The sequence below is a fragment of the Mucilaginibacter sp. A3364 genome (assembly GCF_059690715.1).
Window position 1 is genome coordinate 215,190 of sequence record NZ_JCAWED010000003.1, and the last position, 16,487, is coordinate 231,676.

Annotated in this window: 16 protein-coding genes; 7 read left to right on the top strand and 9 right to left on the bottom strand. The window is 44.7% G+C overall.

Going from position 1 to position 16,487, the window contains the following annotated elements; all coding sequences use genetic code 11:
- Positions 1-306: 306 nt before the first annotated feature.
- Complete coding sequence (locus AC59JT_RS19220) at positions 307-513, top strand: hypothetical protein (RefSeq protein ID WP_497402143.1); 207 nt, start codon at positions 307-309, stop codon at positions 511-513.
- A gap of 96 nt (positions 514-609) precedes the next feature.
- Here AC59JT_RS19220 and AC59JT_RS19225 read toward each other — a convergent pair whose 3' ends face one another.
- The 4 genes from AC59JT_RS19225 to AC59JT_RS19240 form a co-directional block, all read right to left on the bottom strand.
- The gene (locus tag AC59JT_RS19225) at positions 610-1,173 is read right to left on the bottom strand and encodes a hypothetical protein (RefSeq protein ID WP_497402145.1); all 564 of its coding nucleotides are present in this window, start codon (positions 1,171-1,173) and stop codon (positions 610-612) included.
- Positions 1,174-1,453: 280 nt separating this feature from the next.
- Positions 1,454-3,202: an ABC transporter ATP-binding protein gene (locus tag AC59JT_RS19230; protein WP_497402147.1), complete on the bottom strand. Its 1,749-nt coding sequence runs from the start codon at positions 3,200-3,202 to the stop codon at positions 1,454-1,456.
- A gap of 124 nt (positions 3,203-3,326) precedes the next feature.
- Positions 3,327-4,091, bottom strand: a complete 765-nt coding sequence (gene truA, locus AC59JT_RS19235) for a tRNA pseudouridine(38-40) synthase TruA (RefSeq protein ID WP_497402149.1) — start codon at positions 4,089-4,091, stop codon at positions 3,327-3,329.
- Positions 4,092-4,198: 107 nt separating this feature from the next.
- Complete coding sequence (locus AC59JT_RS19240) at positions 4,199-4,714, bottom strand: DUF892 family protein (RefSeq protein WP_497402151.1); 516 nt, start codon at positions 4,712-4,714, stop codon at positions 4,199-4,201.
- 127 nt (positions 4,715-4,841) lie between these two features.
- Between AC59JT_RS19240 and AC59JT_RS19245 the strand changes: the two genes are divergently transcribed.
- Genes AC59JT_RS19245 through AC59JT_RS19260 form a run of 4 tightly spaced genes read left to right on the top strand, consistent with a single transcriptional unit; the run spans position 4,842 to position 7,804 of the window.
- The gene (locus AC59JT_RS19245; RefSeq protein WP_497402153.1) at positions 4,842-5,309 is read left to right on the top strand and encodes a DUF4293 domain-containing protein; all 468 of its coding nucleotides are present in this window, start codon (positions 4,842-4,844) and stop codon (positions 5,307-5,309) included.
- Positions 5,310-5,358: 49 nt separating this feature from the next.
- The gene (gene lspA, locus AC59JT_RS19250) at positions 5,359-5,883 is read left to right on the top strand and encodes a signal peptidase II (RefSeq protein ID WP_497402157.1); all 525 of its coding nucleotides are present in this window, start codon (positions 5,359-5,361) and stop codon (positions 5,881-5,883) included.
- A 5-nt stretch (positions 5,884-5,888) separates the two neighbouring features.
- Positions 5,889-6,959, top strand: coding sequence for an acyltransferase family protein (locus AC59JT_RS19255; protein WP_497402161.1), 1,071 nt, complete (start codon positions 5,889-5,891; stop codon positions 6,957-6,959).
- Between the two features lie 29 nt (positions 6,960-6,988).
- Entirely contained in the window at positions 6,989-7,804 is an 816-nt protein-coding gene (locus tag AC59JT_RS19260) for a class I SAM-dependent methyltransferase (protein WP_497402163.1), read from the top strand.
- A gap of 130 nt (positions 7,805-7,934) precedes the next feature.
- Here AC59JT_RS19260 and AC59JT_RS19265 read toward each other — a convergent pair whose 3' ends face one another.
- The 3 genes from AC59JT_RS19265 to AC59JT_RS19275 all read right to left on the bottom strand — a co-directional run bounded on the left by AC59JT_RS19265 (position 7,935) and on the right by AC59JT_RS19275 (position 12,139).
- The gene (locus AC59JT_RS19265; protein ID WP_497402166.1) at positions 7,935-9,764 is read right to left on the bottom strand and encodes an ABC transporter ATP-binding protein; all 1,830 of its coding nucleotides are present in this window, start codon (positions 9,762-9,764) and stop codon (positions 7,935-7,937) included.
- Positions 9,765-9,865: 101 nt separating this feature from the next.
- Positions 9,866-10,963 (bottom strand): glycosyltransferase family 4 protein, encoded by a 1,098-nt coding sequence (locus AC59JT_RS19270; RefSeq protein ID WP_497402168.1) that lies wholly within the window; start codon positions 10,961-10,963, stop codon positions 9,866-9,868.
- A 3-nt stretch (positions 10,964-10,966) separates the two neighbouring features.
- Positions 10,967-12,139: a glycosyltransferase gene (locus AC59JT_RS19275; protein WP_497402170.1), complete on the bottom strand. Its 1,173-nt coding sequence runs from the start codon at positions 12,137-12,139 to the stop codon at positions 10,967-10,969.
- A 72-nt stretch (positions 12,140-12,211) separates the two neighbouring features.
- Between AC59JT_RS19275 and AC59JT_RS19280 the strand changes: the two genes are divergently transcribed.
- Positions 12,212-12,913, top strand: coding sequence for a glycosyltransferase family 2 protein (locus AC59JT_RS19280; RefSeq protein ID WP_497402172.1), 702 nt, complete (start codon positions 12,212-12,214; stop codon positions 12,911-12,913).
- On the opposite strand, the gene AC59JT_RS19285 is transcribed toward AC59JT_RS19280, so the two are convergent.
- Entirely contained in the window at positions 12,899-13,957 is a 1,059-nt protein-coding gene (locus AC59JT_RS19285) for a glycosyltransferase family 4 protein (RefSeq protein WP_497402174.1), read from the bottom strand. The genes AC59JT_RS19280 and AC59JT_RS19285 overlap by 15 nt on opposite strands.
- A gap of 78 nt (positions 13,958-14,035) precedes the next feature.
- Here AC59JT_RS19285 and meaB point away from each other — a divergent pair, with 78 nt between their 5' ends.
- A complete protein-coding gene (gene meaB / locus AC59JT_RS19290; protein WP_497402176.1) occupies positions 14,036-14,926 on the top strand; it encodes a methylmalonyl Co-A mutase-associated GTPase MeaB in 891 nt (296 codons plus the stop codon).
- A gap of 148 nt (positions 14,927-15,074) precedes the next feature.
- On the opposite strand, the gene AC59JT_RS19295 is transcribed toward meaB, so the two are convergent.
- The gene (locus AC59JT_RS19295; RefSeq protein WP_497402178.1) at positions 15,075-16,364 is read right to left on the bottom strand and encodes an aminopeptidase P family protein; all 1,290 of its coding nucleotides are present in this window, start codon (positions 16,362-16,364) and stop codon (positions 15,075-15,077) included.
- Positions 16,365-16,487 lie beyond the last annotated feature (123 nt).

The window sequence follows — 16,487 nt, forward strand, 5'->3', positions numbered from 1 at the left end:
ATTAGTTTGTGCGAAATTAAGAAACCACGCCTAAAGGTAAAAGTTTATATTTTATTAATGGGATTTTGGGTGGGGTTTAACAAAATTTAACGACTAAGCCCTCCCGACCTCCCCGAGGGGGAGGAGAAATAATGGCAACTAATAAACTATGTCATCTCGAACGATAGTGAGAGAACTATATACGCGCTTAGCATTTCGGCTACCTGAATATGTATAGATCTCTCACTATCGTTCGAGATGACATGTTGGAGATTGCAAGGAAACAATTTATTCTTCAGGCTTGTTATTCCTCCAAACACTACTATCATGACAAAACCAGCCAACTCGCCCAACAAACCATCGCCAGCAGATACCCCCAGCGACAGGCCCAACGACAACGGACACAAAAGCAAAGTACGCCCTGAAGACAAGACGTACACGGGTGATGAGCCGCACGGCGGCGATATAGCCCGTAAACATGAAAAGGAGGAGCAACCGGTTTACCCGATTAAAACTCCTCCTAAAAACAAATGAGACCCCTCCTAAATCCTCCCCGAGGGGGAGGACTTTTAAAGTAATTACATATTTTCCCAAATCGCTCCTCCCCTTTGGGGAGGTTGGGAGGGGTTTTTATTTCAATTTTAAAGCGATCTTACCGTCCTCAATACCTTCAATGTTTTTATCAGTGAAAATATCTTTTGAAGTTTCGCTCATTAATTTCAATAAAGCGTCGGTGCTTTCTTTGTGGGTAACCTCGATAGTTGAAGCAGTGGAGTTAAACTTCATTTTGGTTTCGGTTACGTTTGAGCAAGCCTGGATAGCTTCGTTGAATTTTTTCAAAGTAGCATAGTCAATGCCGGTAACGGTAACAGTGGTTAGTTTCATACCTGCTGCTAATGCAGGAGCCGCGTTTGCTACTGCTGTAGCTGCTGCCTGTGCTGCTGCCGCTGCTGCAGCTTCTGCCTCTTTAGCTTTCTTTTTGCCAAATAAACCTTTTAATGCGCTAACCGCTTGTACAGCCTGACCGGCAGTACCAGCCGCGCCGCTTAAGCTTGATGCAGCACCGTTAACGCCGCTGGCAGCTTCGTTAGCTTTTGTAGCGCCAGATACGATTGAACCTAACAGGCCTTGAGCCATAATTGATGAGCAGCTAACTAACACGATGGCTGCTAATAGGGTAATAGTTTTTTTCATGATGAAATTTGTTTTAGAGTGTTTTGTATGTGTTTTTGTTAATAAGCTATTTTTGGTTGCCGCATCAAAACCTGCTGTCTTTCAGGTGATTTGACAAATCAAAATTAGCCTCACAAACAAGGGCAATCAATAATACATTTGTAGTATTTTGATGGTGGGTCATTTTGGCTGCGCCGTCATTGAGTCATTAAGTCATTGCCTGTCTGCAGATTAATTGCATAGCAAGCCATCGCCACCACATAATGACTCAATGACAAATGAAATAATGACTTTAGTGAAATTAACGGGATATCCCTGCTGAGTTAAATTGCAAATCGTACAGTTTTCGGTAGTAGCCGTCGCTAATGCGGAGGAGTTCCTGGTGGGTACCCATTTCTTTGATCTCGCCGTGATCGAGCACAATGATCTTGTCGGCGTTTTGAATGGTTGACAAACGGTGTGCTATAACAATGGCCGTGCGGCCCTGCATTAGTTTGTTGATGGCGTTTTGGATAAGATGCTCGGTTTCAGTATCAACAGATGACGTCGCTTCGTCCAACACCAAAATAGATGGATTGTAAACCAGCGCGCGAATAAACGATATCAATTGAGATTGGCCTGCTGATAGCGTTGCACCGCGTTCCATCACATTATAATCATAACCTCCCGGCAGGCGTTCAATAAAATTATGCGCGCCTACATCTTTTGCTGCCGCGATGATCTGCTCGCGGGTAATGGTTTCATTATTTAAGCTTATGTTGTTGGCAATGGTATCGCTAAACAAAAACACGTCCTGTATAACCGTTGCAATTTGCGATCGCAGGTAGTTTACATCATAATCGTGAATGTTATGGCCATCAACCAATACTTCGCCTTTGCCTATCTCATAAAAACGGTTTAAAATATTAATGGTTGATGACTTACCCGCGCCGGTAGCCCCTACCAATGCTAAAGTTTCGCCGGGTTTAACGTGGAAGTTAATATCCTTCAGCACCCAGTTCTCGTCGTTATAGGCAAACCAAACGTTTTTAAATGCTATCTCGCCGTTGATGGTGGCCGGTTGCAGGGTGCCGTTGTTTGGCGCTACCTCATCGGTATCCAGTACTTTAAATATCCGGTCGGCACCCACCATACCCATTTGCAGGGTATTAAATTTATCAGCTAACTGGCGGATTGGACGAAACAACAAGTTGAGCAATACAATAAACTCTAAAATTTTGCCCGGGGTAACCGCCTTGCCTGTGCTACTTATAGCGATTAGTTGCTGATCGGTCAGTATTCGCTTACAGCCGTACCATACCAGCAGGCCCATACAAACAGCAAACAAGATTTCGACCACCGGGAAGAAAATAGAATAATACCAGTTTGAACGGATGTTGGCATCGCGATACTTAAGGTTAACCGCTTTAAACTTGCGCATTTCCTGCTCCTCGCGCGAAAAGTTTTGGATCAGGCTGATACCCGAAATGTGTTCGGCCAGAAAAGTATTGAGCTGGGCCACCTGGGTACGTACTTCCTGGAAGGATGATTTAATAGCCTCCTTAAATATATAGGTTGACGCAAACAGCAGCGGCATGGGTATCATGGTGATGAGCGCCAGCTTCCAGTCCATGATGAGCATGGCGGTTACAATGGCAACCACCAGCAGCAGATCGCCCATGATAGATATCAGTCCTTCCGAAAAAATATCGGCAATGGTTTCCAGGTCAGACACCGTGCGGGTGATGAGCATACCTATCGGCGTGCGATCAAAATATTTTAATTTAAGGCTGGTAATATGATTAAACACATCTATCCGCAGATCACGAATTACCGATTGCCCCAGCGTATTGGTTAAAAACGTTTGGTAATACTGTGCTATGGTTTGTACGGCAAGCAAGCCCAGCATGATCTCCACCATAAACACCAGGCCATCAAAATCATTCTTCAGGATATGGTCATCCAGCGTACGCTGCATCAACATCGGCAAGGCCAAAGCCAGCACGGCCAGGAAAATGGTCAGAAAAGCGGCAATAATAAACGTAGCACGATACGGCCTAACGTAATGCATTATCCGTTTAAGAAGCTGCCAATCAAATGCTTTTCCGGTTACCTGGCTCAATTTTTAATGAGTGAATTAGTGAATGATTGAGTGTGTGAATACTCCAAAGGTAAAATCTTTTGCCTTTATGCTCTTAACTTTCGGCTAAAAAAGGATAACGTATTTCGGTTAAATACAATCCGCACGCCGGCACAGACGTACCCGCCTTGCTCCTGTTTTTGCTTTCGATGATGTCGCGGATAGCTTCCGGTTCAATTTCTTTTCGGCCTACCATCATTAGTGTACCCACAATAGCGCGTACCATATTGCGCAAAAACCTGTCCGCCGAAATATGGAAAACCAGGCTGCCATCCGCTTGCTGCACCCACTCGGCGCGGCTTATTTTACAGTTATTGGTAAAGACCTGCGTGTTTGATTTACTGAAGCAGCTAAAATCAATATACTCCATCATCATAGCCGCCGCCTTATTCATCAACTCCAGATCGGGCACATCGCGCAGCAACCAGGAGTATCCTTGCTTAAAAGGATCTTTATTAAAATGAACATGATACTGGTACGACCGCAATGTCGCATCAAACCGCGCATGCACTTCGGCATCAACAGGTATTATATTCTTAATAGCGATATCCGCAGGTAAAATTGAATTGATCCCCCGCACCTTATCAACTATAGACAATGGACCATCAGCCATCAACTCCATATCAACGTGCGCGAAAAAATCCTTAGCATGCACACCCGTATCTGTACGCCCGCAACCTACGGTTTCTATAGGTTGGCGTAGAACGGTGCTTAAGGCCTTATCCAAAACCTCCTGTACGGTAATAGCGTTAGGTTGGGTTTGCCAGCCATGATAGTTGGTACCGTCGTAAGAAAGTTGGATGAAAAAGCGGTTTTTCAAGTTGTTGTAATGTTGCAAGGTTGAAAAGTTGGAATGTTATTTTGTTGCAACAGTCTGGCAAAATTAAAGTAATGCAGGCAACATTCAAACCTTGCAACCTTACAACCCTAACTGATATACTCCTTATAGATCGTATCAAACATAATACGGTTATCAACCGCAAGGTCAAAAGGCTGCTCCAAATAAGTGCTTTGGTAGCCCAGGGCCGCGCCAAGGTTTTTAAGTATGCGGAAGTAGGTTACTTCAATACCCTCTATCAATTGCAGATAAAACAATATCAGTACATCGCGCTCTATCGGGGTTTTGCCGGCTTTAATAACAGATAGGTAACCTTCCAGCGTTAGGGCCTTGATGCCCAGTACGCTTATTTTTGACGGCTCCTCGTTCATGGTATTATAAACCGAGTCCATGTGCTCTATCTGTGTGTGGGTATCATCAATGCACTCGCGTATGGCTAGTTTAAGTTGCTGCAATGAGGCTATCTCCATTACTTCGGTAAAAAAGCTGATCAGGTGCTGCTTGCCGAAATAAATATTATTCAAATGCTCCATAAAAATGCGCTTTAAATGCACATCTTCCATTACAACCTCCTTTGGTGATTGAGGATTACCGTTCGTACTCATTAACAATTGTGATTTAGCAGCTATGAATTTACACAATATTTCACATTACCTATAGCTGCGCCGTAATTTAAAAACATTCAACATAAGTAAAACAATTATATTTGCCCGTTAAATTTTTGCAATTGATATGATACAAAGAATACAAAGTATATTCCTGCTGCTGGCCGGTTTGGTTATTGCAGCATTATTTTTTCTGCCACTGGTACATGGCGTTTACATTAACCGCCAGGTAGTAACCATTATGGCAACCGGCGCTTACCGCGATGTGGAAGGTAAATTGCTTCTGGTAGAACCCTTTACCGCGCTTAGCATAGGCACAGCGGTTGTTGCCTTATTGCCAATAGCTATAATTTTTATGTATAAAAACCGCAAAAACCAGATAGCTGCCTGCTACGGCACCATGCTCGCCATCATCGCGTTTAGTTATTGGACGGCCCAAACCGTGAAAACCGCCATCGGCGATTCCTTCCTGGATATGGATAACTACGGCCTTGGCATCCTTACCCTATCGGTAAGTATGATATTGGTTTTGCTGGCGCAGAAAGCCATACAACGCGACGAGAAGCTTGTACGATCTGCCGATAGATTACGTTAAATAACCTCTCCTAAATCCTTTCCAAATGAGAGGACTTAAAATGTTTACTATGAAAACCTGGGTTAAAGTATTGCTGTTTTGTTTGGGATGTGTGGTGTTTATCGGGTGCGACAGGGTTACCAAGCAACTGGCTAAGGACCACCTGATGTTTCGCGAGCCGAAATCGTACTTTCATGATACCTTCCGGCTGGAGTATGCCGAAAATACCGGCGCGACTTTAAGCATAGGTGCCGATCTGCCGCAGCCTTATAATTTCTGGCTTTTAAGTATTATTCCGCTGGCCGTGTTGGGTATGTTTGTTGTTTATGTAATGCGCCGCTTAAACCAGTTTAGCAATATGAAGCTGTTAGCTTTCGCGATGATCATTTCGGGCGGGCTGGGTAATGTTATTGACAGGATCATCTACGACCGCCATGTTACCGATTTTATGAACATCGGCATCAACAACCTGCGTTCGGGTATTTTTAATGTGGCCGATGTTTGGATAAGCACGGGTTTGGTATTGCTTATTATTTCATACAGCCGTAAAAGCCAGGGCCTGGTGCAACCAGACCAGCCCGAGGCCGCTAATTAACACCTATGGAGAATTTAGTTAACCAGGCTCCCCAAAAAAAGAACTACGATTTTATCGACGCCATACGGGGCATTGCCATGATGAGCATTGTGGCCGAGCATAGCGTGGCAGCCGGTGGTTACAACTTTGATTTTGGCACATCAAAATACTGGACATTTATTACACTGGTGCAACTCACCAAGTTTGGCACCGTAGCCTTCTTCCTGCTGGCGGGCTTTTTAATAAGCGAAAAGTTCACAGACTACTCCCCCGCGGGATACCTAAAACGCCGTATATCTACCACCTTCGGGCCATGGTTGTTTTGGTCGGTAATATACTGTGTGGCCATGACGGTTACCATGCGCATTAAAGCCAACATTTACCACGATGGCAGCTTTACCCTGGCCAACGTGCTGGAGCATGTTAAAATAATTTACCTTTATAGCAATTACTGGTTCATCATCAACTTTTTGATCAGTATCAGCATTTTGCTCATCTTCCGCAAGTATTTATACTCGTGGGTGTTTGGCGGGGCGCTGGGGATGTTTACTCTGTTTTACGCGGTGAACATTCATTTTGAGTGGATAGACCCTACCCACACTACGGCCATCTTAGGCTTCGTATTCTTTTTATGGGCCGGCGCGCAAATGCGCCGCTATTGGGATAGTATTGAGGATGCCGCCTCTAAATTATCATACCCCTTGATATGGGTATTGGTTATCGTCACCTTCGCGCTGTCCATGTACGAGATCGTGGAGCTTAACGGCAAAAGTATCGACCCGGTAAATACCCTGCGTTTTAGTAACATCCTGTTCTCGTTGGCCTGTTTCGCCTTGCTGTTAAAAATAAAAACATTCGGCATTATCAATTACATTAAACCAAGGCAAACCACCTATGGCATTTACCTTATCCACTATATCATCCTTATATTTTTACTGCCGGAGATTTTTATTCATTTCGATATTGATGGTTACGCGCTAACCGTGCCGCAGTATTTATTGTTTAAGCTGATAACGTTTGTACTTTGCTATGGCATCACCTTTTTCATTGTCCTGGGCATCAGTAACTCCAAAGCCAAAAAACTGGTGGGCAATTAGGTTTGGCTTAATTTTAGCATCTTTAAACTATGCAAAGTAAAATAACAGGCGGCGATACTACACTATTGTTTACCGAACGGATATTGAACAAATACGACGTTAAGTATTACCGTTGCAACGATACCGGCTTTATACAAACCGAGGAACCCTATTGGCTTGACGAAGCCTATTCATCGGCCATTACCAAGTTGGATGTGGGTTTGCCTTATCGTAACATCCTGTTATCCGATCGGGTTGGCAAAATATTGGTGCGCGATTTTCAATACAAAGATATTTTCCTGGATTATGCCGGGGGATACGGCCTGTTTACCCGCCTGATGCGCGATAAGGGTTTCGACTTTTACCATACCGACCAGTATTGCCAAAACCTGTTTGCCGAATACTTTGATCAAAACAATTTACCGCCCAATACCCGCTTTGAGTTGGTAACGGCTTTTGAAGTATTTGAGCACCTGCCCAACCCTATACCCGAAATACGCAAGATGCTGGAATTTTCAAACAACCTCATCTTCAGCACCGACCTGCAGCCTGATGGAATTACCAAGATCGAGGATTGGGAATACTTTGCGCCTGAGACGGGTCAGCATATCGCGTTCTTCAACAAAAAATCACTGCAATACATAGCCGATAAGCTAGGCTATTATTTCCATACCGATGGTGGCTATCTGCACCTGTTCACCAAAACCAAATTCAGCCACAACCCGCTTGAAACGCAGAAGGATAGTTTCCTGCTACGCAAAGCCAAAAAATTCATCGCCAAAGCCGAGCGGAAATTAGGTATGCCTGAAGGTTTACTGATGAAGGATCATCAGTTTATTAAGGATAAGTTGAACAGGCGCGAATAAAAAAACTTGTCATTTCGAGCATGGCGAGAAATCTTATACAAGCGACCGGTATTTGCTAAGTTAAGTAAGGCGTATAAGATTTCTCCTCGTACCTCGTCGAAATGACATGCTAACTATGTACTACGCAGGTCTATTCCGCCGCAAACGTCTGCATATCAATCAACCGGCGATACAAACCATTATTACCAATCAGCTCCTGGTGCGTGCCTTGCTCCACAATGCGTCCGCTTTCCAGCACCACAATAATATCCGCGTTTTGAATAGTGCTCAGGCGGTGCGCGATGATCAGCGATGTACGGTTCTTCATCAGGTTGTTCAGCGCGTCCTGCACCAGTTTTTCCGATTCGGTATCCAGGGCCGAGGTAGCTTCATCCAGCAACATAATTGGCGGATTGGCCAGTACTGCCCGGGCTATACACAAACGCTGGCGTTGTCCACCGGATAGCTTGGTACCGCGGTCGCCGATGTTGGTTTGGTAGCCTTCGTCGGTTTTAGTTATAAAGCTGTGCGCGTTGGCAATACGGGCCGCGGCTTCCACCTGTTCCACAGTAGCACCGGGCTTACCAAAGGCGATGTTGTTGTAAATGGTATCGTTAAACAATATCGATTCCTGGTTCACAATGCCCATCAGTGAGCGTAAGGAATCGGTAGTAATGTGTTTAATATCTTTATTATCCACATAAATGGCGCCCTCCTGCGGGTCCATAAAACGTGGGATGAGATCCATCATGGTTGATTTACCACCACCCGACGGGCCGACCAGTGCTACCGTTTTACCTTTGGGTACGGTTAAGTTAATACCGTTCAGTATCACCCTGTCGCCGTAGGCAAACTTAATATCTTTAAACTGTATGCCTTCGTTAACATCGCTAACCGCAACCGCATCCGGCTCATCAGTGATCAATGGTTTTTCATCTATCAGCGCCAGCGTACGCTCGCCCGCGGCAATGCCCTGGTGTATGTTGCTAAACGAATCAGACAGCGCTTTAGCCGGGCGCATCACCTGCGAAAACAAACCTATGTAAGTAATAAAGTTCTCAGGCTTTAAAGCATCGGCATCATTAACAAATATTAAATGACCGCCATATAAAACTATACCGGCCACCATGCTTATCCCAAAAAACTCAGACACAGGCGAGGCCATTTGCTGCCTGCCCACCATGGCACGGGTGACGCGCGAATAGTTGCGGTTTTCCTGGTCAAACCTGTCTTTAATAAAGCGGGTGGCATTAAAGGCTTTTATAATTTTGATGCCCGAAAGCGCTTCGTCCAGGTAGGTGATCATGTTGCCCATGCTTTGCTGCACTTCGGCGGCCTGGCTTTTTAGTTTTTTTACGATACGTGCCACCACAAAGCCCGATACCGGGATAACCAAAATGGCGAAAAACGTAAGCTGCGGCGAAATGGCAAACAGCATGGCAATAATGGTAAGCAAAGTAAGCGGCTCTTTAAAAACAACCTGCAAGGTACTGGTAACTGAAAACTGTACCACCTGCACGTCCGACGCTATTTTGGTCATGATATCGCCCTTGCGCTCGTTATTAAAAAAGCCCAGGTGCAAATCCATCACGTTATGAAAAACAGCCTTTCGGAAGTTTAGCATGGTATGCACACGCAGGTTTTCCATAGTGCGTTGCGACAGGTACCTAAACAGGTTGGCAAATAGCGCGCACACCACAATTACCAAACACACCACCTGCAGCGTAACCCATTTATCGTAATGAACCAGCATGTATTTTACATAATAGTCAAACACCTTTACCAGGTCGTAAAAAGCAGGTTTTTCGGGAAGTACAATAGCGGCATCGGCCTTGTCAGAGAACAGCGTTTGCAACAAAGGCGACAGCAGCGCCAGATTCAGCGTGCTAAAAACAACAGCCAGCAGGGTAGTAATTATATAAGGGATGGCAAATTTTTCGATGGGTTTAGCATACGAAAGTAGCCTGAGATATGTCTTCATTTAAAAAAATAATGGCTACAAAATTACGTAAAAATAAGCGCCTATGCTATTGGCATTTGCAAGCCGTGTGTCAGTTAACTGTAGCAATATATGAACACGCGTTAAACTCTTATATTACCAAAGCGCCTGTAAACCTCCAAAGTATGCTCAATAACAGCTTCGGGTTTAAACAACGCTAATCGTTCTTTCCCTAAAGCTCTTAACTCATTTTGGCGGTTATTATTATTGATAACGCTTTCTATAGCCATTACCATAGATGTCTCGTCTGTTGGGTCGAAATACTCGGCGGCCTCGCCCCCAACCTCGGGTAATGATGAAGTGCTGCTCATTATTACGGGACAGTTATTATAAAAAGCTTCCAGCGGCGGCAGGCCAAAACCTTCGTACAACGTAGGGAACACAAACGCTTCGGCATTGGCATAAAGGTTGGCCAACTCCACATCAGTGGCCGATACCTGGATGATCTGCTGCGCGATATTCAGCTTCGCGAAAAGCACTGTTTCATCTACATTAAAAGCACCTCCGCCGGTACATATCAATTGCAGGTTCTGTTTTTTTAGTAGTGGCGCAATGGCGTTAACAAAGGGTTCGAAGTTTTTATAGCCGTACCTGTCGCCTACATACAGCAGATACTTTTGCTTTTTATGGGGATGGATAATGCCCGGCGTGGTACTCATTTGCCCTAAATGAATAACCGATATTTTTTCTTCGGCTACGCCATAAATACGTTGCAAGTCATTTTTTGTAGAGTGCGATACCGTAATGATATGACTGGCGTGCGTAATAGCTTTTTTTTTATGGGCGATGGTACGCGGGTCTAGCTTTTCAAAATAATACGGAAAGATCTCGTGGATCATATCATGCACGGTAAGTACATAAGGCTTATTACCCAAATAATCTAAAAAGTAGGGATTGTAATACGTGGGATGAAAAACATCAAAATTGCCCTGTTTGAGTAAATGGCGACTGTACCATTTATTGTATTTATCGCGGCGGTGCTTTTTCTCTACCCTGTTATTCAGCAAACCTTTAAGCAACAGGTCATCGTTGTTTAAATAAGCGTTGCGGGTAAAGGCCACGCCCAGTTTTGACTGTACACCCGGCACGCGGTTAAGCCCGTGATGCAGGTTGGCATGATAGCGGGATATACCGCCGTAGGTTTGGTTAGAGAATGCCTGGTGATCAAACAGTACCTTCATCTGTTATTTAAAAGTCTTATCCAATTCTTTATACAAAACTCTTGTACTGAAACTGCTGTTAAATAGTTCCTGCGCCAGGCGGCTTTGCTCTGTGTAAAAATCAGCATCGCTTAGTAAAGCTTTAATGTTATCAGCAAATTCTGTGGCATCATCGGTAACCAAACAGCCGTTAAGGCGCTTATTAGGCAGCCCATCAACACCGCGCGGTGTGCTCACTATAGGCAAGCCGTATGATAATGCTTCAACCACTTTTACCTTTACGCCCGTGCCGGTAAGCATGGGGCAAAGGGCAATTTTGGCCTGGGTGTAGTACTCATCCAGCGTTTGGGCATAAGCTACGCGGTCTATTTTATACTTTTCGGGGATAGTGTTATTGATGAGGCCTACCACGCAAATTTTGATATCCGCAGGCAACAAAGGGTACACCTGCTCAAAAAACCAGGTGGCCGAAACCTGGTTATGCCTATTGTCGCTGGCTACGTAAATGAGGTCATATTTTTTAGGGCCCGATGGGTGTTGTATGTTGTGGGATTTCATTACCAAAGGCACCAGGCGCACATTTGCTTTTGTAAACTGACTGAACACATATTGCTCCTCGTGCGATATGGCCCATACTTCGTCAAAAGTATTTAACCGATTTATCTCATCGGCAAATGTGGCACCCAGGTTAAAGCCGCGCCTGTGTTTATATTGGGCGGTGATGAAATCGTGCGTATCAATAATGGTGCGGGCGCCCTTAAGCAGGTTTTTGTTGTTCACCAATGAGCCATAATAAACGTAGCTGATGATGATATCGTCGTAGATGTTTTGCTTCAGAATATCCTCAAAAGCGTTCTTCAACCTGATGGTCATGAACGTGGGGATATTGGAACGCAGCGGGAAAGCGAACAGGTAAAACAGCAGGTCCCACAGTTTATAACGGAAGAAATACAATAACGGATTACCCTTATTCGGTTTTCGCGGCAGCAGATAAACGTTATTAGACAGGTTGTTATTTTTCAGGAAATCGATAGTTTGCTGCTCGGTACCGATGTCGTACTTTTCATGCAGCAAACTGGCAAAATCAACCTCGTAACCTCTCTCTTTAAAATACTGCAAAAGCTGTAATGCCCTTGCCTTATTGCCCGCGGTTTGCTTGCCAACATTGTCCGGAAAAAAGTAGAGTACCCGTTTCATTAGCCACAAATGTACATTTTTATTGTTATGCAATTTTTAAGACCGTGTAGCTAAAAGTGTTTACTTTGCAGTGTGAACAGCCCCACCATATCCGTCATTATAGTGACCTACAACGCCGCCAACACGTTGCAAGCCTGCCTGGACAGCATCTTTGCCCAGCGCTACCCGGCTATCGAGGTGATACTGATTGACGGGGCCAGTACAGACGACACGGTAAATATCATCAAGCAAAACGCCGGTAAAATAAGCCACTGGCTAAGCGAAAAGGACGAAGGCATTTACGATGCCATGAACAAAAGCCTGCAATACATTAGCGGCCAATGGGTATATTTTTTAGGCGCCGATGATATGCTGTTTGATGGTTTTAGTGACCTGGCTTTGGAGTTGAAAGACGATACCACCATTTACTACGGCCGGGTGATGACCCTAGAGGGGCCCACTATTGATGTTAATGAATACGGCTTTGCGAAGTACGGCCTGTGCCACCAGGCCATGATATACCCTCGCGCGGTTTTTGATAGCTACCGTTTTAACACCCGCTACAAAATATCTGCCGACTTTGCGCTCAATATGGCCCTGTACAACAGCGGCAAATTCCACTTCGAGTTTAAAGACCACCTGGTAGCCAACTTTAACCAAACCGGCGTATCAAGTACGCATGTTGATCAAACTTTTGAAGCTGATCGTTCGTCGCTGGTGCGGAAGTATTTTGGAGTTAAGTTATGGTTGAGATTTTTGTTTTGGAGGGCGAAGAGAAAACTAAAGGCTAAGTAACTCTTCATATAATTTTAAATACTGCCTCGCCGTTTCATCCCAGTTGAACCGCGCCGCGTGGGCAATGGTAGCTTCAACTTTACCGGGAGAGGAAAAATCAGCCATACCTGCATTGAATACCTGCTGCATATGCGTCGGCTCAAAATTATCGAAGTAATAGCCCAATTCGCCACCAACTTCGGGTAAAGATGTGGCCCGTGCCAGGAATACCGGTTTGCCAAAATACATGGCTTCTATCACCGGCAAACCAAAACCTTCGGTTAGTGAGGGGAACACAAAAGCGGCGCAATTTTTAAAGTACCAGGCTTTATCGGCATCGCTTATGGGGCCGGTTATTGTTACGCGGTTAAGCACGTTGTATTTTTTTGCTTGCGCGATGATGGTTTCCTTGTGTGGGGTTTCTTTGCCGGCTATCACCAATTCGTAATCATTACCCTCCAACAGTGCGGGCAGGTGATGAAAACCCTTCTGTACCGATAACAGACCAATGGTAAATAGGAAAGGCTTTGCAGGCACATACGCCGGTTGGTGCCCATCGGGTACTACCAGTTTATCTGCACCATTGTAGATAACACTTAATTTACCCTCAGCTTCGGGGATATGTTTAAGCACATCATCGGCTACAAAACGGGATATGCTTACTACCCTATCACAAGCCACCACGTAGCTGCGTACAGCGTTTATGCGTTTAAGTTTTTGCCGCTCGGTGGCAAAGGGCAGGTGCACGCGGTTTAGGTCATGAATAGTAACTACCTTTTTACCGTTAACGCTCCAAGGTTTCAGGCGCGCGGCCTGGTCGCTGAAATGGATGAGGTTAAACTCATTTCGCTGCGGGAAAAACACGTTATGCAGGCGGTTAAGATATAGGATGTTTGCCAGCCCATTAAAAAAGTAGCTTGTTTTTTTAAACATGTAAAAGCTTAGCTTAAACCTGTCGCGGTTTTGGGCTATCAGCGCGTCGCCCAGGCCTTTGCCGAATGAAAAATAGCCTGAGTTGGCATGTTTCATCGCGTCGAAAGTTACGAGTACATTGGGTTTTGCCATGAAGTGCTGCTATGTTTAAGCCACAATTATAATTATATATTAACTTATGTTGCGATAATTCTTTTCATTTGCATAACCATGGCAGCAGGGCAAAACATACCAAACCTAACTAGCACCGACTTTAAAGGCGTTGCCCGCGCCTTAACCATGGTGGAGAACGACCTGCCCGGTGCCGATGCCCTGCTTAAAAGCCTCCGTTTTAATAAAGCCGTGCCTGTGGTGGGTATTACCGGTCCGCCGGGGGCTGGGAAGAGTACTTTGGTTAGCGCGCTGATCGATGAGTTGGTGGCCGATAATAAAAGCGTGGCCATTTTGGCTATTGACCCTACTTCCCCCTTTAATTTCGGCTCATTGCTGGGCGACAGGATACGCATGAGCAAGCACTTTGATCATCCGCGGGTTTTTATACGGTCGCTGGCTACGCGTGGATCGTTGGGTGGTTTGTCTGCTAAAACCATTGAGATGGCCGATGTGCTACGTGCTGCCGGGTTTGATTATGTATTGATAGAAACCGTAGGCGTTGGCCAGTCGGAAATTGAGATTGCTGGCCTGGCGGATATTACCTTCGTTATGCTGGTTCCCGAGGCCGGTGATGAGATCCAAAACATTAAATCGGGCCTGATGGAAATTGCCGATGCCTTCATCATCAACAAAGCTGATAGGGATGATGCCGATCTGTTCGCCAACAATCTGCAAAAAATACTGCATCAGAAAGCAGGTGAGGTAACGCCGGTATTTAAAACGGTGGCGACAACGGGTAGTGGTATTAATGAGGTGGTAGATTTTATCGCGACAGCAAAAAACAAAACCAATACCCGCAAGGCTTTTTTACTGGCCGAAAAAGCGTACAGACTGATACAGCAAAAACGGATGAGTGATGTGGACAGGCAGAAATTGCAAGTTGAGATTGCTGAGGCAATGAGCAAGGAGGGGTTTAACCTTTATACTTTTATAGAAAAGCATTCCTAATTCGCGGCTACCTATCTATCGGGGTTTACTACGCTACGCTCGTAATGACGCGCGGGGTGTGTAAAAAAAGAGACGCAAAATATTGCGTCTCTACAAATCGTTAAAATAAATTCGAAATTGAACATTCGAAATCCGAAATACTATCGAATTAACTATTCATGATCTCTTCGATATGCTCAGCCTCCAGCGGGATAGCGGCCATCAGGTCAATATTACCATCTTTAGTGATCAGGATGTTATTCTCTAAACGTATACCCAGGCCTTCGGCAGGGATGTAAATGCCCGGCTCAACGGTTAAGATATTCCCTGCCTCGAATGGTTTGTAGCGGCTGGCATAATCGTGCACATCTAAACCTAAATGGTGCGATGTGCCGTGCATAAAGTATTTTTTGTAAGCAGGTAGTTTCGGGTCCTGCTTTTCAACGTCGTGTTTGGTTAGCAGGCCCAGGCCTATCAGTTCGCCGGTCATTACTTTGCCTACCTCATCGTGGTACTCGTTCCAAACAGTGCCGGCTACCAGCATTTTGGTGGCGGCCTTCATTACACGCAGCACGGCATCATACACATCGCGCTGGCGTTTGGTGAAACGGCCGTTAACCGGGATAGAGCGGCTCATATCGGCATTATAGTTACCGTACTCGGCGCCAAAATCAAACAGTATCACATCGCCGTCATTACAAACCTGGTTGTTATCAATATAATGTAGCACAATAGCGTTTTTACCCGATGCGATGATAGGGTTATACGCATGGCCTGTTGCACGCTGGCGCACAAACTCATGGATGATCTCGGCCTCTATTTCGTACTCGGTAACGCCGGGTTTGGTAAACTTTAGTACACGTTCAAAAGCGTCTTTGGTGATATTGATGGCTTTTTGGGTCAGCTCGATCTCTACTTCAGATTTTACCGGGCGAAGATCGCGCATGATGGGTGCCGAACGCTCGTAATGATGCAGGGGGTATTTGGCTTTAAGATCATCCAGCATACGCAGATCCCGATAGGGTACCGAGTAGGCAAACCTATCGTTCTCATTAGTATTGATATAAATATTATCAGCATAGTTTATAATACTATGTAATATATTATCCATATCACTAAGCCAATAAATACTTTCAATACCCGACGCGGCGCGTGCTTCTTCTTTCGTATATTTGTGTCCTTCCCAAACGGCTATGTGTTCGTTGGTTTGTCTTAAAAAAAGTACTTCTTTGTATAGTGAATTAGGACAGTCGGGGAACAACAGCAGGACACTTTGCTCCTGATCAATACCTGTGAGATAGAAAAAATCGGCGTTTTGCTTAAATATAAAAGTTTGATCGCCGCTGCGTGGAAATTCGTCGTTTGCATGAAATATCGCTATAGAGCCTGATTTTATGCGTGAAACGAAATTTTTTCTATTATTTGTAAATAATTTATTTTCAACGGGTAGATATTTCATCGTATTTGATATTAATTATAATTACTTACAACAATTTTTATTTCTTTGTGTTACAATTATAATTTTTGGAACAGTATTTGGTAATCGTTTCAAACATAATTACTATTTTTGGAAAAAATCACA